Source organism: Microseira sp. BLCC-F43, from assembly GCF_041929235.1.
In the GTDB taxonomy this organism is placed as follows: Bacteria; Cyanobacteriota; Cyanobacteriia; order Cyanobacteriales; family Aerosakkonemataceae; genus Microseira.
This window is the reverse complement of the sequence record NZ_JBHFNP010000148.1, coordinates 1-16,469: the sequence shown is the minus strand read 5'-3', so window position 1 is coordinate 16,469 and position 16,469 is coordinate 1. Positions and strand designations below refer to the sequence as shown.

At 47.8% G+C, this 16,469-nt stretch carries 13 protein-coding genes; 6 read left to right on the top strand and 7 right to left on the bottom strand.

What is annotated here, in order from left to right; translation table 11 throughout:
- Nucleotides 1-11: 11 nt before the first annotated feature.
- The 4 genes from ACE1CM_RS21025 to ACE1CM_RS21010 all read left to right on the top strand — a co-directional run bounded on the left by ACE1CM_RS21025 (nt 12) and on the right by ACE1CM_RS21010 (nt 10,021).
- Nucleotides 12-2,888: a methyl-accepting chemotaxis protein gene (locus tag ACE1CM_RS21025; RefSeq protein ID WP_374880041.1), complete on the top strand. Its 2,877-nt coding sequence runs from the start codon at nt 12-14 to the stop codon at nt 2,886-2,888.
- Nucleotides 2,889-2,985: 97 nt separating this feature from the next.
- Complete coding sequence (locus tag ACE1CM_RS21020; RefSeq protein WP_374880040.1) at nt 2,986-8,394, top strand: response regulator; 5,409 nt, start codon at nt 2,986-2,988, stop codon at nt 8,392-8,394.
- A gap of 723 nt (nt 8,395-9,117) precedes the next feature.
- Entirely contained in the window at nt 9,118-9,366 is a 249-nt protein-coding gene (locus tag ACE1CM_RS21015) for a hypothetical protein (protein WP_374880038.1), read from the top strand.
- Between the two features lie 214 nt (nt 9,367-9,580).
- Entirely contained in the window at nt 9,581-10,021 is a 441-nt protein-coding gene (locus tag ACE1CM_RS21010; protein WP_374880037.1) for a nitrogen fixation protein, read from the top strand.
- 820 nt (nt 10,022-10,841) lie between these two features.
- Here ACE1CM_RS21010 and ACE1CM_RS21005 read toward each other — a convergent pair.
- The 4 genes from ACE1CM_RS21005 to ACE1CM_RS20990 all read right to left on the bottom strand — a co-directional run bounded on the left by ACE1CM_RS21005 (nt 10,842) and on the right by ACE1CM_RS20990 (nt 13,276).
- Nucleotides 10,842-10,991, bottom strand: a complete 150-nt coding sequence (locus tag ACE1CM_RS21005; RefSeq protein ID WP_374880035.1) for a hypothetical protein — start codon at nt 10,989-10,991, stop codon at nt 10,842-10,844.
- 29 nt (nt 10,992-11,020) lie between these two features.
- Nucleotides 11,021-12,289: a nif11-class peptide radical SAM maturase 3 gene (locus ACE1CM_RS21000; protein WP_374880033.1), complete on the bottom strand. Its 1,269-nt coding sequence runs from the start codon at nt 12,287-12,289 to the stop codon at nt 11,021-11,023.
- A 94-nt stretch (nt 12,290-12,383) separates the two neighbouring features.
- Nucleotides 12,384-12,581, bottom strand: a complete 198-nt coding sequence (locus tag ACE1CM_RS20995) for a hypothetical protein (protein WP_374880031.1) — start codon at nt 12,579-12,581, stop codon at nt 12,384-12,386.
- A 341-nt stretch (nt 12,582-12,922) separates the two neighbouring features.
- Complete coding sequence (locus ACE1CM_RS20990) at nt 12,923-13,276, bottom strand: Nif11-like leader peptide family RiPP precursor (RefSeq protein ID WP_374880029.1); 354 nt, start codon at nt 13,274-13,276, stop codon at nt 12,923-12,925.
- A gap of 280 nt (nt 13,277-13,556) precedes the next feature.
- On the opposite strand from ACE1CM_RS20990, the gene ACE1CM_RS20985 reads away from it, so the two are divergent.
- Nucleotides 13,557-13,727: a hypothetical protein gene (locus ACE1CM_RS20985; protein WP_374880027.1), complete on the top strand. Its 171-nt coding sequence runs from the start codon at nt 13,557-13,559 to the stop codon at nt 13,725-13,727.
- Nucleotides 13,728-14,025: 298 nt separating this feature from the next.
- Here the strand turns inward: ACE1CM_RS20985 and ACE1CM_RS20980 are convergent, their stop codons facing one another.
- Complete coding sequence (locus ACE1CM_RS20980) at nt 14,026-14,217, bottom strand: hypothetical protein (protein WP_374880025.1); 192 nt, start codon at nt 14,215-14,217, stop codon at nt 14,026-14,028.
- 417 nt (nt 14,218-14,634) lie between these two features.
- Here ACE1CM_RS20980 and ACE1CM_RS20975 point away from each other — a divergent pair, with 417 nt between their 5' ends.
- Entirely contained in the window at nt 14,635-14,859 is a 225-nt protein-coding gene (locus tag ACE1CM_RS20975; RefSeq protein ID WP_374880024.1) for a hypothetical protein, read from the top strand.
- A 64-nt stretch (nt 14,860-14,923) separates the two neighbouring features.
- Here ACE1CM_RS20975 and ACE1CM_RS20970 read toward each other — a convergent pair whose 3' ends face one another.
- Both ACE1CM_RS20970 and ACE1CM_RS20965 read right to left on the bottom strand, forming a co-directional pair.
- The gene (locus ACE1CM_RS20970; RefSeq protein ID WP_374880022.1) at nt 14,924-15,232 is read right to left on the bottom strand and encodes a hypothetical protein; all 309 of its coding nucleotides are present in this window, start codon (nt 15,230-15,232) and stop codon (nt 14,924-14,926) included.
- A 25-nt stretch (nt 15,233-15,257) separates the two neighbouring features.
- On the bottom strand, nt 15,258-16,040 hold the full coding sequence (locus tag ACE1CM_RS20965) for a peptidylprolyl isomerase (protein WP_374880021.1): 783 nt from the start codon (nt 16,038-16,040) through the stop codon (nt 15,258-15,260).
- Nucleotides 16,041-16,469 lie beyond the last annotated feature (429 nt).

Genomic DNA, 16,469 nt, shown 5'->3' with positions numbered 1-16,469 from the left:
GGAGGAGGCAAATGGCATCCAAAACAGATTATGGGCAGAAATATCTCCAGGCTCAAACAGCCTACATGCAAGGCGATTACCAAGATGCGGCGGAAATAGTCGATCAACTGGTGCAGGATTTCCCAGAAGATGCAGGCATCCGTCTGCTGCGGGGTCATATTTACTGCGACTTGCAGCAGTACGACGCAGCGAGGGAAGAATACGAGAAAGTCCTATCGCTGACGGATAACCAGGAGTACGTCAATTATGCCAACAACGGTCTGGCTTACGTTAATCAAAGCGAAACGCCGAGGGGGGCACCTGTAGAGCCTGGGAATTTGGAAGATATTGATGATAGCTTTCCACCCGAGGTAGATTATCAAGACTTCGCCCAGCCAGGGATGAATAATTGGCAAAATCTAGGAGATGCAAACCCAGGAAGTTATGTAGACCTGGGCGGTTTGGATCTCGATAGCGTTGATGATACCGAAAATACACCGGGGTTAGACCAACCGTTTGCCAATCCTTTCGGCAGTTCGACTTCACCCTATGCGCCTTCTGGGTTAGAAGGACAAACAGAGGGATTGGACAATCCATTTGTCGATGACTACGGCTCCTACAGGGATAACGCCGCGCGGTCGAATTTGTACCAGGAATCCTCGCCAGGATTAGGGTCATCGGATTTGTTTTCGATGGATGAGGAAGACTTTAACTGGAACAACGATGCAGCGCGAGCCCAGTGGAACGAGTCTTCCCCGTTCGGAGCCTCGTCAAACGATGAAGAAACGCAATTTTACCAATCGGCGAAACATTTTGAACCAACGATCGCGCCCCTAGAAGACGAACCCCCCGCCATAGACGATACCGGACCTTTGTCCCTGTGGCATTCGAGTGACTTGGGAACGCCCCATACCGGCGGTGACACCAATGGCTACCACGAACCTCCCTCCACCAAACGCCAAGTGGGTGAAGATGAAACCGTATTACTGGGAGAGGAAGAGCCATACGAAGCGCCAAGAACGGGTCAAGCGCCTTCGCGGTGGAGTTCCCCGATGACATCCAACGGCTTTAACGCCACCAACAACTTTGATGCCAGGGTTTTCGATTCAGCCTTTGATGAAGATACAAAGGCTGAATCGACTCAGGGGTCAGAGGGAATGGGGTCGGGGAGTACAGCTTTCGATTTTGACGAATTAGACTTTGACGATGACGATCTGGGGAATATCCCGGATTTTGACATGCCTGAAAATTCAGCAGGCTTCTCGGCAGCTACGACTAATTCTGGGTTTAGTTTAACGACAGGAAGCAGCACCCAGGGTACGGGGGGCTCGGCAGATATAAGCACCGGAAGCGATCGCTCGACCTTTGGCGACGAAGAGTTTCTCCTACCAGGAGCAACGGATCAAGTCCCCAGCTTTACCCAGGGGGATAGCCGCCACATCGAACCTACGGTGACGGTCGAGCAAGGTTGGCTGGCTTTCTTAGAAAACGCACCTTTGCGAAGAAAGCGGCTAATCGCGGCGGGTGTCGTGGGGATCTCATCGGCGATCGCTGTGGCGGCGATCAGCTTCACCAGCCAAAACGTGTTTTTTAGATCGAGCAATAGAGAAGTCCTGGGACAGTTGCAATGGACTGGCTTAGCAATGGCTGGAGTCGCAGGCGTCGCTAGCTGTGCCACCACCCTTGCGATCGGCGGACTGATCGAAAAGCAAGTCCGGCGCAGCACCGAGGAGTTGCAAAACCAATTCGATGCCGTCTGTGGGGGCAACCTCGCGGTTCAAGCAACGGTGTACTCCGAAGATGAATTGGGACAACTGGGTGCTGGCTTCAACCAAATGACCCGCGTTATGCTCACCACCATGAGCGAGGCGCAACGGAAAGCTGAAGAGCAAGAACAGGCCAAAGAAGACTTGCAACGCCAAGTGATCCGGCTGCTGGACGATGTGGAAGGCGCAGCTAGAGGGGACTTGACCGTGCAAGCCGAAGTCACCGCCGACGTGTTGGGAGCCGTCGCCGATGCCTTTAACTTAACGATTCAAAACCTGCGGGATATCGTGCAGCAGGTGAAAGACGCCGCCCGCAAAGTGAATAAAAACGCATCGGATAGCGAAAAATTCGCGATGGGTCTCTCGGCTGACGCCCTGCGGCAAGCCGAAGAACTCGCGGTCACCCTCAATCAAGTCCAAGTGATGACCGATGCGATTCAACGGGTCGCCGACGGCGCCAAACAAGCCGAGGAAGTGGCTCGCACCAGTGCCGCCACCGCGCTCAAAGGCGGCGAAGCCGTAGAACGAACCGTCGCGGGGATTTTGAGCATTCGGGAGACTGTAGCAGAAACGACGCGAAAAGTCAAGCGATTGGCAGAATCTTCCCAAGAAATTGCCAAAATAGTCGCGTTGATCGCGACTATTGCCTCCCGCACCAACCTGTTGGCGCTCAATGCTAGCATTGAGGCGGCTAGGGCAGGAGAAGCAGGCCGGGGGTTTGCAATCGTGGCAGATGAAGTACGGCAGCTGGCAGACCGGGCAGCGAAAGCGCTCAAGGACATCGAACAAATTGTGTTGCAAATCCAGAGCGAAACTTCATCGGTGATGATGGCAATGGAAGAAGGCACCCAGCAGGTAATCGAAGGTACCAAACGGGCAGAACAAGCCAAGCGCGCCCTCGACGACATCATTCAGGTGTCGAATCGGATCGACGCCCTCGTGCGCTCGATTACTGCCGATACCGTGGAACAGGCGGAAATCACCCGCAACGTGGCTCAGGTGGTGCAATCAGTGGAACTGACCGCGCAAGAAACCTCTCAAGAAGCTCAGCGCGTATCGGGTTCGCTGCAAAACCTGGTCGGCGTCGCCCGCGACCTGTTGACCGGGGTCGAACGGTTCCGAGTGGACGTGACAGAACGGTAGAGGATCTGAGGTCAAGCAGTCATGAGTCAGAAGCAGCTTTCCCGTAAAAGCTGTTATTTCCCTTTAAAATCTAAACTCTAAAACCCAAAATAGAACTATGCTGCCTGAACAACAACAGCGCATTTTGGGCTACTTCATTGAAGAAGCCAAAGATCACCTCAACACGATCGAGCAAGGGTTGCTGGCGCTGCAAAACACGATCGACGACCCGGAAATGTTGAAGGAAGTATACCGTGCCGCTCACTCGATCAAAGGCGGAGCAGGGATGCTCGGTCTTAGCAGCATCCAAAAAACGTCTCACCTGTTAGAAGACTGTTTCAAGATCCTGGAAGGCAGTCCGGTGCGAGTTGACCAAAAGCTGGAGTCCCTGTTCTTGCGAGTGTTTGATACGCTGCAATCCCTGATAGAACAACTGCAAGGTCCTTTTGGTTTAACCGAGGACGTCGCCGCCAGTTTGATGTCAACAACGGCACCCGTCTTTAGCGAACTGCAACAACACCTAGAAGTTCTGACCAAACAGCCAGTAGGCGGCGTCAAAGTGCCAGCTGTAGCCGCAGCAGCGAAGGAAAAAGATCAGATCCAGGTGGCGTTTAAACAAGAGGTGATGGAGCATCTACGGCAGATGTTGCAGCTATTTAAGCCACCCCAGTGGCCCAACAGTCGGGAGGATCTGGTGTCGCGCTGTAGGCAATTGCAGGAACTGGGGTCTCGGTTTAACCTACCTGGTTGGAGCGAGTTGCTCTCCTGTGCGGGAAGGGCGATCGCTAACCCCGACAATTCCTCCCAAACTCTAGCACCGATCGTCATCAAGGAAATCAAACAAGCCCAAGAACTGGTATTAGCAGGACGGGAAGCCGAAGTGGCGGTCAGCTCCCAACTCGCAGCGCTCGCTCCACCAGCACCAACACCGGAAGCAGCCATAGAATCCGATTTGGTAGACCTGCTAGCAGTGACCGGAGACAGCGACGACTCGGAAGACTGGTTCCAGTCAGCCCTCGCACAGGCCCCCGCAGACGCTCTCGGCGACGGTGTTGCCAGCGAGCCGCCAGAGGGCGCGATTGACTTCGGCGCGAACGCATGGGAACCAGGGGATGACGCTGCACAATTCTTCTGGGTACCTGACACCGATGTTACCCCCGCAAAAACAACCGCTCGCAGCGATAGACCGGAAAAGCCGATCGTGACGGCACCGGCAGATCCTACAGGGCCGGAAGTTGGGGCAGCGGAACTGATGGCGTTAAACGACCTTTTCCCAGAAGAAGTCCCAGAACTCGATTCTACCTGGCAAGTGGAAGAAGTTCTCGGCGACGCTCAAAGCGAGCCTATGTTGGAAAGCTTCGACGATTTCAATGCAGCGACAGACAATGAATTAGCCGATCTGTTTGCCCAAACCTATACAGCATCCCCCGATGACTCCCCAGAAGATGATACCGTGACGCTGTTTGGTAAGGCATTTTTCGATGATGAGAGCGAAGTTTCGCCGATACCGCCCCAGGGAGAAGCCGCAGCGGCAAACAGGTTGACCGCTCATCTGTTTGACGAGGATTTCTCCGCGACGGGAACACCTGCATCGCGTTCAGATGAAGACATCAGTTTATTTGGGGAAAAGTTCGGCTTCGATGACGACAGTACCTCAGATCGGGTAGCGTTCCAGGGGGAAGGCGAAGCAGAAAGTGCATTGACCGACCTGTTTGAGGAGGATTTCCCCGCTGTAGAGACTGGTGCTACCTCCCAAGATGAAGAAGACCTGAGTTTGTTTGGGGAAGATTTGTTCTTCCAGGACAGTCCCGCCGAGCAAATTCGGGCAAGCTCGCCATCAGCTGCTGCCGCATCAGAACCAGAAGCGGACGACTTGAGCGAATTATTTGCCGGATTAAACGAAGATGACTTTTGGCAAGCAGAACTGGCTAACGAGTCAGAGGCGCTTGACTTGGCAAGGTCCCAAAGTGCAGACATCTCTAACTTGGACGATAGCAATTGGCTCGAAGGCTGGGATAACGCAGCCATAGCAGGGCAAGTTCCCGATGAGTTAGATATGGCTGGCTTTGAACCCTCTGCCCCCGCTGATGATTGGCAAGGCGAATTATTCACCGCCAGGGAGGAGAGTTCCCCAGCAGCAGGCAGCGCTTTGTCGGATAGAGCGCCAATAGAATTAAATAGGGAAGATTCCCCATCTGACTTGGAAGCGCTGACGCCAGCGCTCTCATTTGGTGAAGTAGATTTTGGCTTTAACTCGCCTGAAGATGAAGCAGCAATGCTATTGGGCGACGAGTCGGAATTGATGGGACTCGAAGCAATCAACCAAAACTGGGCAGATCAAATCGAGGGGGATGCAAAAGCGGTTGAATTCGGCGCCCTGACAGATGATTTTGATTGGGATGCCAACGATCTGTTTGGGTCCCAAGCAGCGGCAGGAGAAACCCCGTCGGCGCAAAGTATCGTTAGCGCGCCAGAGGTTGGTTCAAAACCCACAAGGGACTATCCGTCACCGCAGAATGCTGAAGCATCGATAGATGATTTCTTCTCCCTGGATGAACCGTCCCAACTTTGGGGCGAGCCATCTCAAACAGAAGCCGATCTAGGACTGGATGCCAATTGGCTGTTGGCTTCCTCGGATCTGTTTGCCGATATGGAAACACCACCTGCACAAGATGCAGAAATCCAGGCTCGGATCTCCGATGGTGGAGAAGGGGAGTTTGACCTTTTTGCCGATGAGCCTGGTACTGAGTTCGATTTGTTCGGAAATGAAACACCGGCAGAGGAGGAAGCTTTTGAGATTGCTGATAATGCAACGGCAGAAGAACTGTTAAGCTTTGATTTTCCGTCAGCGGAGAGCGAGACAGGGGCAGATGATGATGATTTGGCATGGCTGTCAGAAATTACTCAGGATGTAGATGCCGAATCGGATTTGGCTCAACAAGAACATGAGGAAAACACGGAGGAGGGGGTAGTAAATTTAACTGAGGGAGAAGAGCAATTTTCGTTTGAGCAGTTGGCTTTTGCAGAGACAACAACAACCAGTGAGGGAGAAGAGCAATTTTCGTTTGAGCAGTTGGCTTTTGCAGAGACAACAACAACGGCAGAGTTGGAACCAGAACCGGATTTTGCCGACCTGGATGCGATGCTGGGTGAAGTAGGGGATATAGGGGCAACGGGTGTAGGGTCAAGCACGCCATCGGCAGAGTTAGATTTTGCCGACCTAGAAGCGATATTGGGTGAAGCAGGGGATATAGGGGCAACGGGTGTAAGTTCAAGCACGCCATCGGCAGAGTTAGATTTTGCCGACTTGGAAGCGATGTTGGGGGAAGAGGCGATCGCACCTTCCGGGGCGGATATGACCCTGGATACAATGTCATGGATGGTGTCGGCTATACCAGGAGACGGCAAGAGTACGCCAGCGCTCGTGCCAACCACCGATAAAACCCAAGCTGTGGCGGCTAGCGACGAATTTGAAGACCTGGAAGCCATGATAGCCAGTGCGGAAACCCTGGGTGGCCCTCCAATGAAATCCAGGCCGGGGCAGGCTAATGCGTCTAAGCCAAGGGCGAGGATATTTGAACAAACGATGAAGGTGCCGGTGAAGCAGCTAGACAACCTCACAAACTTGGTGGGGGAACTGGTAGTCAACCGGAACAGTCTGGAACAGGATCAAGAACGGCTGCGGCAGTTTTTGGATAATTTACTGCACCAAGTCCAGCAACTGAGCGATGTGGGCGCTAGGATGCAGGATTTGTACGAGCGCAGTCTACTGGAATCGGCGCTGCTGGCTAGCCGTCAGAGCTATCGCTTCTCCACTACAGGTGGCGATGGATTTGGCGGTTACTCATCGGGTTCGACTTGGGATCATATCGAAATGGATCGCTTTACGCCGTTCCACACCCTCTCCCAAGAAATGATCGAACTGATTGTGCGAGTGCGGGAATCTGCCTCTGACATCGAATTTATCGTTGATGAAACCGATCAAGTCAGCCGCCAGTTCCGGCAGGTGACCACCCAGCTGCAAGAAGGCTTGACTCGCGCCCGCATGGTGCCGTTTGCCGAAATTGAACGGGTGTTTCCGTTATTCCGCTACGTGCGGGATAAAGCCGCCGAATTGGGCAAACAGGCAGAACTGCGAATCGAAGGGCGGGAAACTTTAATCGATAAGCTGATTTTGGAACACCTCTCCGACCCGATGAAGCACTTAATCAACAATGGCCTCGCTCACGGGATCGAAGCGCCTGAAGTGCGGCAGCGGCAAGGCAAGCCACCCGTGGGTCGGATTACCCTTTCTGCCTTCCACCAAGGTAACCAGACGGTGATCTCGTTCTCCGACGATGGTGCGGGAATCGATGTGGAACTGCTGAAGGCTAAGGCGGTGGAAAAACGACTCATCACCGCAGAACAAGCCAACAGCCTATCCCGCATCGAAGCCTACGAACTGCTCTACCTTTCTGGTTTGAGTACTAAGGATAAGGCTGACTTGATCGCTGGTAAAGGGGTTGGGATGGACGTGGTACGTACCAACGTCAGCGAAATTCGGGGAACCATCACCACCGATTCCACTCAAGGCAAAGGTACCTCGTTTACGATTCGCCTGCCGCTGACGCTGAGTATTTGTAAAGCGCTGTGCTGCGTCAGCAACCAAGCTCGGATTGCCTTCCCGATGGACGGGGTGGAAGATGCGCTCGATGTGCCTAAATCTCGGGTTCAAGTCAATGCTGAAGGCAATCAGTATATTCAATGGCGCGATATGCAGTTGGAGTTCAAGCATCTCAACGAGTTGCTGACATTCAATCGCCAACTAGGTCGGGGTCGCGTGTACGGCGCTAGCAAAGATGAAGATTCGGTGGCGATCGTTGTACTGCGTAGCGCTGGTAACTTCTTGGCGATCCAGGTCGATCAGGTGGTCGGCGAGCAGGAAATTGTAATTAAGCAACTCGAAGGCCCGGTACCTAAACCCATCGGCATCGCGGGTGCTACCGTGATGGGGGATGGTCGGATCATGCCGATTGGTGACGTGTTGGAGTTGATCGACATCGCGATGGGACGGGTTGGTAAAGATCGCCGCGCCATGTTGTGGGAGCAAAATAATCTGGCAGCCGCGTCAGAAACCCCCGTCAACGAGCCGAGAGTTTTGATCGTGGATGATTCGATCACTGTACGCGAACTGCTCTCGATGACCTTTAATAAGGCTGGCTACCGCGTGGAACAAGCACGCGATGGTCAGGAGGCTTGGGATAAACTCAAATCGGGTTTGCCTTGCGATATCGTCTTCTGCGATATCGAAATGCCCAGAATGAACGGTCTGGAGTTGCTCTCGCGGTTGCATAAAGACCCCGACCTCACTCATCTGCCGGTAGCAATGCTGACTTCGCGGGGTGCGGAAAAACACCGAGAAATGGCCTTCGATTTGGGTGCTAGCGGTTACTTCACTAAGCCTTATCTAGAAGAAGCGTTGCTCGATGCGGCTTCGCGGATGCTGAAAGGAGAAAAATTGGTGCCCAGTAATATGAGCGCTTCATAAGTTTTTAGCCCAATTACCTGAAAAAATTAGGGGATTAAGCTACATCAAATGTTTGGGCTGGAGTCACCTCCAGTCCTTTAATTTTGCTCGGCTGTCTAATTTTAATCCGATTAAAAACTGTTGATTTAATATCATGTCCTTAGGCATCGGTAGTGTATGGATAGCTAATTGCTAATTGATAATTGCTAATGGTCAATTGCCTCCCGATCTGCTCAGTAATGATTGACTGTTTCTTTTTTATTTAGCCATTAGCAGTTATATAATGTCCGGTTAATTACCCATCTATTTAGGAATGACTCTGAGGGGGTGACACGGTGACGAGGTCGAGATTTTTATTCAGGGTAATTAGGCGGACATCATATTACACAACCCTTGCCAAGGGACATGATATAAGCTCAAATTGCATCTGTTTTAGGACTTATGCAAAGAAACAAAGGTGATCTGAAAAATCTGGGTTTGGAAGAGAGCGACGGTCGAAACCGAGAATAAGCCTCGTTGTGCTTAATTCCTGTCTTTTTGAAGAGCTTTGCCATCAAAGCATATTATATACTGCATAGCATTTTACTCCAAAACTGCCTCTGGGAATTCTCAGACAAAAATTACTAAATTACGTCAAAAAAATAGATTTTATTATTTGAAATAACTGGAATAATTAGGCTATATTTTGAAATAATAAAAAGCTATTAATAGCTTCAATAGAACCACAAATACAATCCAAAAAAAATGGACAGCATCTCCAAAAATCATCGCGCTAAAGTTGAAATCACTGACCTAATCGCTGAAGCTGTTTCTAATGCAGAGGCACGCCGCCATCAAATTACTGATGTAGAAGCATCTCTGTCTGATGCAGAAGCAGCTGCTGTTAAAGGTGGTTTTTCTGCATCTGTAAAGCCAATCATTTTAGGAAAAATGATTTGTCCGCCGATTATAATTGGTTTAATCGCTCTACCTACTGAAACTTCCATTTCTTAGTCAAGTTTGAAATGGTGAGGACTTACGCGCACCCATGGGGGTTTCTCGGAAAAATCGTTGGTTTGGGAAGCAGAGATATAAGCAGAAACCCGCGCAAACACCAAAGTTTCTCGGAAAAATCTTCGACTTGGAACTAGCGAACGCAGCAAGAAACCAGGTTTCTAGGATGGCGTAAGTCCTGATGGTAAAAAATTCGTAGGTGGAGGTCGATCCAATGGAAGAAATCGATGTCAAAAGTCCTATACCCCTTTGCCCCAGTGCGCGACCTGAAGTCGGGAATAGTGCGGTATTTGGGATAGTTGCTGGGACAGTAGAAAAACCCCAAGTCGCTTATCTTAAGCAGGTTCAGCCTCTGACTGATGAACTGATTGCTCTGAGCGGATCAGTTACGCCAGGGGAAGTGTTTCGAGTTGCTGCCCCCTGTGCGGGGACAGGTTGCCAGCATTTTGATGGGGCAAATTGTCGTCTAGCAACGCGAGTTGCAAACCAACTGGCTGCCGTATCAGAGAATTTACCACCTTGTCCTATCCGTCGTGAGTGTCGGTGGTGGCAGCAAGAAGGTAAAGCAGCGTGTATGCGCTGTCCGCAAGTTATCACAGATAACTACAGCCCATCTGAACAAATACGTCAGGTAGCGACACCTGTCGCTGTGTAATCAATTCAATCAATTACAGGACTTACGCAAAGAAACCCGGTTTCTCAGCAAAAGCGTTGCTTTGGAAACGAGAGAGCGACTGTGAAACCGGGTTGCTTTTCTCGTCGTGAACCCAATTACCAAAAACCCGGTTTCTCAGCAAAATCGTTGCTTTGGAAACGAGAGATATACTCTTCACCTTTGTTTCTTTTTTCCTGGTGAATCCAATTACCAAAAACCCGGTTTATACAAAAAATCATGGGTTTCCAGTCGCGAGATTGACGCATCACCTTTGTTTTTGCCTCCGCGTGCGTCAGTCCTGTACCAATTACCAATTACCAATGTCACAACTTATAACTAGCAACTTGAGTTAAATAGAAAAAAGCCCTCTGATTAATCATCAGGGGGTTTTTACTCAACTTAGAAAGCCTTGCCAATTTATAAACGGAAGTTACCCCGCGTTGTGGGGTAACTTCCGCCTGAAACGATTAGCAAATCTGACTTTCCAACATTTGGGAAAATCTCTTATATGATTACATTTCGTTGAAACCCTGATGTGGCGCTGGTTTGGGTTAATTTTGGCTTGATGGCATCTTAGAACATTGTTGACTTGACAAAGCTTAATAAAATCTTAAATTACATGACTGTAGATTTTGGGGTGAAAAGACCCCAAAACCATCTGCATCAAGGCTTTGGAGCCACGAAAGTTGCCCCGCCGGGGGCAACTTCCGTATAAAAGCAGGACTTACGCACCAAAACCATATACGGTGTTGATGGTGCGTTACGCAAAGCTTACGCACCCTACATTTAGAGTTTCTGCGTAAGTCCTGAAATTTATAATTTATTTTGTGAGCGTAGCCTTTTCTCTTTTGTCTAAGGCTTGTTTGGCTTTCAACATGGCTTTTAAAAAGCCTAATTCGCTCTTCCATGCGGTGCGAGGAAGGATGGAAGTTTGAGATTTATCATTGAAGGAATTGGAATTGTCTGCCATAATTTATAGCTCCTTGCAACTGCAACTGATTAAACTTCAACTAATCGGGGATGGGAAAAGTCTGGTTCATCCTGCCAAGTTGCAGGCCATTGGATGCGATCGCTTGTAAAATGAAGCGGGTCATTTTCCGGCCAAGGCGCATTAATACCCTCTTCAATAAGTTCAAATTCACCATTATCAAAGGGTAGCCCTTGCGCTTGAACTTTAGGAACAACGCGCTCCCGAATTCCCCGTTCTGCCTGTACGATCGCCCGATGGTGGCAGTAAGGATTATTCCCGCGACGGTTGAAGAAAACATGAGCAGTCCAAGTACACCCGCCGCGACAAAGTTCGGCAAACTCGCAGGTTTTACAAAAGCCCCACAAGTGCGCTGTTCCTTGGGGCGTTCCAGCTCCTAAATTGAAGCGCAATTCTTCAGTTTCTTCAACAATTTCTCGCAGTGAAAGGTCTCTGATATTGCCACCCGTATAAGCTGCTGTAGGCAGAGAAGGGCAACCTTTAATCGCGCCATCTGCTTCAATTCCTAAAGTAGAAAGTCCCGCAGAACAGCCTTGCCAAAATCTCCACTCGTCTCCCTGTCCGCGTCCCCGCAAAAATCGTTCCTCAGGGCCATAGTAACCGATGTTATTACCCGGTTGGAGTTGCACGCCGTCGCGCAAAGCGCGACGAGCTACTCGGGCTAGCATTGGATAGATATCGAGTAGTTCGCAGGGTTGCAGGAGGATATGTGCGTTGTCTGCGGCATTCCCCATTGGGACAGTTAGTTGAATTTGCCAAGCGATCGCAAGGGCGTCGCGAATATGTTCGTAGATGCAAGGGAATTCAGGTGCTGATAAGCGGTTAATTTGGGTGTTGCAGCCGAATTTAATCCCGACTTCTTTCAAATGACTCATGGTTTTAAAAGCATATTTCCAAGATCCTTGGCGTCCGCGCAGACGATCGTGCGTTGCTTCTAAACCATCAACTGAAACCGAGACAGTTGCAATGCCTGCTTCTTTCATTCGACCTGCTGTTTCCAGCGAGATGCCATAACCTCCAGTAGTCATGCTGCAAAGCATCCCAGCTTTATTAATCGCTGCGGCAATTTGCAACCAATCCGGACGCAGAAATGCTTCGCCGCCAATCAGTGTAACTTCCTTAATGCCGACTTCTGCCATCTGCCGAACGAGGTCAAGCGCTTCTTCTGTGGTAAGTTCTTTAGTGCGTGCTTGTCCGGCGCGCGAACCGCAGTGACTACAAGCTAAATTGCACTTTAGAGTAATTTCCCAAACGGCATAACTCGTGCGGCGATATGTCATAAAAACCTTCAGTTTTTTGGATTGGGTAAGTTAATTTCTTAAACTTCCTTTTGGAGACATAACTGCTTCAGTATGTCTCCATTTTTATTCAGCCTCAGAACAGAGAAGAAATAGAGATGGAGTAAATATCTTCTGATACGGGAACTCTGACGATACTGAGGCCAGTCATGCTAACTAAACCACCCGTAATATAAATCTGCTCGTGGTCTGTTAAGTCGCTCAGAAAGCTTTCCGATCCTTGGAACAATTCAGAACCAGCAGGATGGACGTCAGATATAGTAATATTAGCCATTTAGAATGCCCTCGTCATTTAAATGATTGAACTTACTGAAGTGGGAGAAAGTACACTCATCACTGTTAAACTCCCACTCTAAATGTTGGCTGCTTGAGGAACAAAATTCAGCATAGCAATAAATACTTGCTAAAAACACAAGGTTCGCGCTTTTCATCCTCAAAGCGGCAGATGAAAAAGTAATTAACGCAAGTTGCTAGTTATAAACGGCGTTGCTAATTGCTAATTGCTAATTGCTAATCTTGGATTTTTACCAATCTCGCCATTAGCCTCGTTCCCCAGGCGGTCGCCTGGGAACGCCATTAGCCGCTCACAGAGAGATAACTAGCAACTTGAGTTAATTATTGGTCGCTTGAGACAATGACTCCATACATTGGTTGAGGCAACCAGTCTTTTGGAGGCCAGACAATTACGCCGTACATGGGTTGGATAATGGGATATTTTCCGCCAACAAATCCACCGAGGACACCCGCTAGTTCCTCTTCATTCAGGTCGGTGAATTCGCCCTGCTCTTTTGACTCTAGTAGATCGAGAGCGGCAGTTTCAAATTCTTCTTTTGAAAAGACGTAGCCAGCCTCTTTCAATGCTTGTTGACGTTCCTCAACCGTGCTGTTATCTAGTTGATTGCGGAAGGCTTGGTCTTTAACCAGCCTTACCAAAAACTCTTTCAGTCTTTCTAACAAATTTACAGACATACATTCCTCCTTTGAATCAAATTTAAAAACCGCAGATCCGAATGGAGAAAACAGAACAAGCAATCTTGTCTATACTTTGCCATAATTTGGGATAATCATTCAATATTATGAACAATTTTATTGGCCTAAAAACTTGTAGTTATGTCTTTATTTATTTTGATATTTTTAAAATTTATGATCCGGCAAGGATAATTGAAATTTTTAGTTTAAATTGGCTAAATTTAAACTAACGCTATGTGTCTACCTTATTCACACTCAAACACTGAAGAGAAAAGTAAAAATGGAAGCTATTTCAAGAAAACACCAAAGTCAAATCGAAATTAACGATTTGATTGCTGAAGCTGTTGTTAATGCGGAAGCACGACGCCACGAAGCAGATTCCTTGACGAGCAGGCAGCTGCGGTTAAGGGTGGTTTATCTACTATCAAACCAATCATCCCCCCGCTCGTAATGGGATTAATTTACATCCCACCCTCACCGATTTGCTAAATATTTGCTATAAACTGTAGAGGCGGGTGGGTTTTGGCTGCCATGTTACCAATGAAAATTTAAAATCTAGTTGTATAACTGGATAAAATAAGCCCTGGGATAAAACCAGAAGGGTTATTTAAGTACTGGATAAAGGATAAATTAAAGATACTTAGACATAATACTGTTATTTTCGTCTAAAACTTATTATTAATTGAAATAAAAAATGGCGCTTTTAGTGCGATAGCCAGTTTTTTTATACTATGAAATTCACTCAATACTTACAGCACAGGATATATAGGTGTGCCGAGAGACGGTGTAAGAATCGTAATCACCGGAGTGGTGATAGTAGGGTAAAACAATCCTCCTTGGATTTGAAGTTCGCTATCTGACAAATCGCTCAGAAAGCTTTCAGAATCAAGGAACAGATCGGAACCAGCAGGATGCAGATCGGAAATTGTAATAGCAGTCATTAGTTTTCCTTTGTTGAGTAATTCTATATAGCTATCTTAGAGAATAAATCTAACAACAAAGTCATTAGAGAGCGATTTTTACAGACATTAATTATAAAATTACGTCTTTTTTATCTTAGTTTTATGCTATCAAACTCAGTTGAAAGTTCAATTTATAGTTTTGACAACTTGTTTATTCTTACAATACTTATATCGTTTATGCAAATGATTGCTACAGAGGTACTGGTAGCCTTACCCTGGTCAACCAGTTGTGTAGCAAAAACTTAGGTAATTTCTGTTATAGATTGCCGCTAATTATTGCTTTTTGTTTTAACTAATATTTCCAAAAATATGGTATATAAAGATTTTTGTATTTAAACAAAAATCTTTAAGATTAGCCAATAATTACTAAGATAAAATCAACGGTTGAATAAAACATTGAATTCACTCTTAAACTCTCAGCGCCAGCAACTATTGTTTATTTGGAGCAAGATTATGGCTGCTATCAAAATTTCTGATTTACAACCAGTAGGTTCCGAGTTCTTCATGGGTGAAGAAAACTTTATTAGTGAACTGAGCGATGCCGATCTGAAAGGCGTTCATGGTGGAATTATATCGCCATTTCTGCCTAGCATTGTCACACTCACGCCGCTATTGTGTTAATCAGCTTACTTATTCAAAAAAAATGCAGCACTCTATTTGGTGCTGCATTTTCCATTTATTGGCGTTATTGACGACGCTGAATATGTTCCGCTCTGTCTTTATTCAAACTATTTTTAGCTGTGTAATCACGAAAAATTTGATAACCAAATAGAGCCACAGCTATTGTTAGCGCAATTCCAAAAGATATTGCTTTTACAGATAACCGCCTCAGATCGCTGAATTGGAAATTCTCCAATTCTCTCATATTGTGAGTTAGCAGAGATAATGTACCTAGAAAAACCCAGATACTCCCTGCTACATACTCTCTACGTAATAACTGAATTGCTCCATTGAGGATAAAGATTATACCACAAACAACGGGAAAACTGTACATTTATTTGCCTCCTTAAAATTATCCTTTACTGTTGGGGAATGTTAGACACAAGGCTTTTATTTTGTAACCAAGTTTGAAAAAGTGATTCCATAATTCGTTCTCTGATGGATTCATTCAGTTCAACAGTCAACCACTTTTCAACTTTAATAACGTGATAACCAAATTTAGTTTGAATTGGAGCAAGAACTTCACCTTCTTTGGCTTCAGAAACAGCCTTAGCAATTTCTGGCATCAGTTCGGTTAAAAAGCGAATGCCTAAAAAACCACCGTTTTCTTTAGCTTGTTTAACTTTCGAGTATTCCAGCGCTAAAGCACAAAAGGAAGAATTTTGTTCTCGAATTGCCTGGATTATTTTCAAAGCTTCTTCTAGGTTAGTTACTACAATTTGAGAGATAGCAACCCGTTTATAGTCGTTACGGTTTTGCAAGTAATGGTTATCAACAGCTGCACCGAAGAGATACTCTTTTAACTTCTTTGCAAGTAGGGTAAGTCTAATACCTTGAGTCCAATCTTCTACCGTAATGCGTTGCTGAGAAAGCCAAGCTAGGGTTGTATTAGCTTCCAGCAGCTTATGTTCCATGCGAAATGTATTTCCTGCTGTTTGTAATTCCTCATCGGTAACTCCAATACCAAGGTTTTCGCAAATTTTTAGAATTAAGGCGTCGCGTTCAGCTAAAGTCGCTATTTCGGCAATTTTGCAAGAGTGCCGCAGATGAGCAATGATATCTGCATCTGTGACTGGAGAAATTTGAGGAAATTCCAATTCTTGCTGAGTTGGTGTAGCAGATTTTTCTAAAGTATCTTTCATGGTTTTATTGGGAATAAGTTAAAGGGGTCGCACTACTATCAGGACTTACGCATCGATCCCCCCAACCCCCCTTGCCAAGGGGGGCTTTCAGGTTTGACCCTGAGGGGGGCTTTCAGGTTCGACCCTGAGCAAGGGGGGGCTTTCAGGTTCGACCATGGGCAAGGGGGGGCTTTCAGGTTCGACCATGGGCAAGGGGGACTTTCAGGTTCGACCCTGGGTCAGGGGGACTTTCAGGTTCGACCCTGAGCAAGGGGGGCTTTCAGGTTCGACCCTCAGGGGGGCTTTCAGGTTCGACCCTGAGCAAGGGGGGGCTTTCAGGTTCGACCCTGAGGGGGGCTTTCAGGTTCGACCCTGAGCAAGGGGGGCTTTCAGGTTCGACCCTGAGCAAGGGGGGGCTTTCAGGTTCGACCCTGGGTCAGGGGGGCTTTC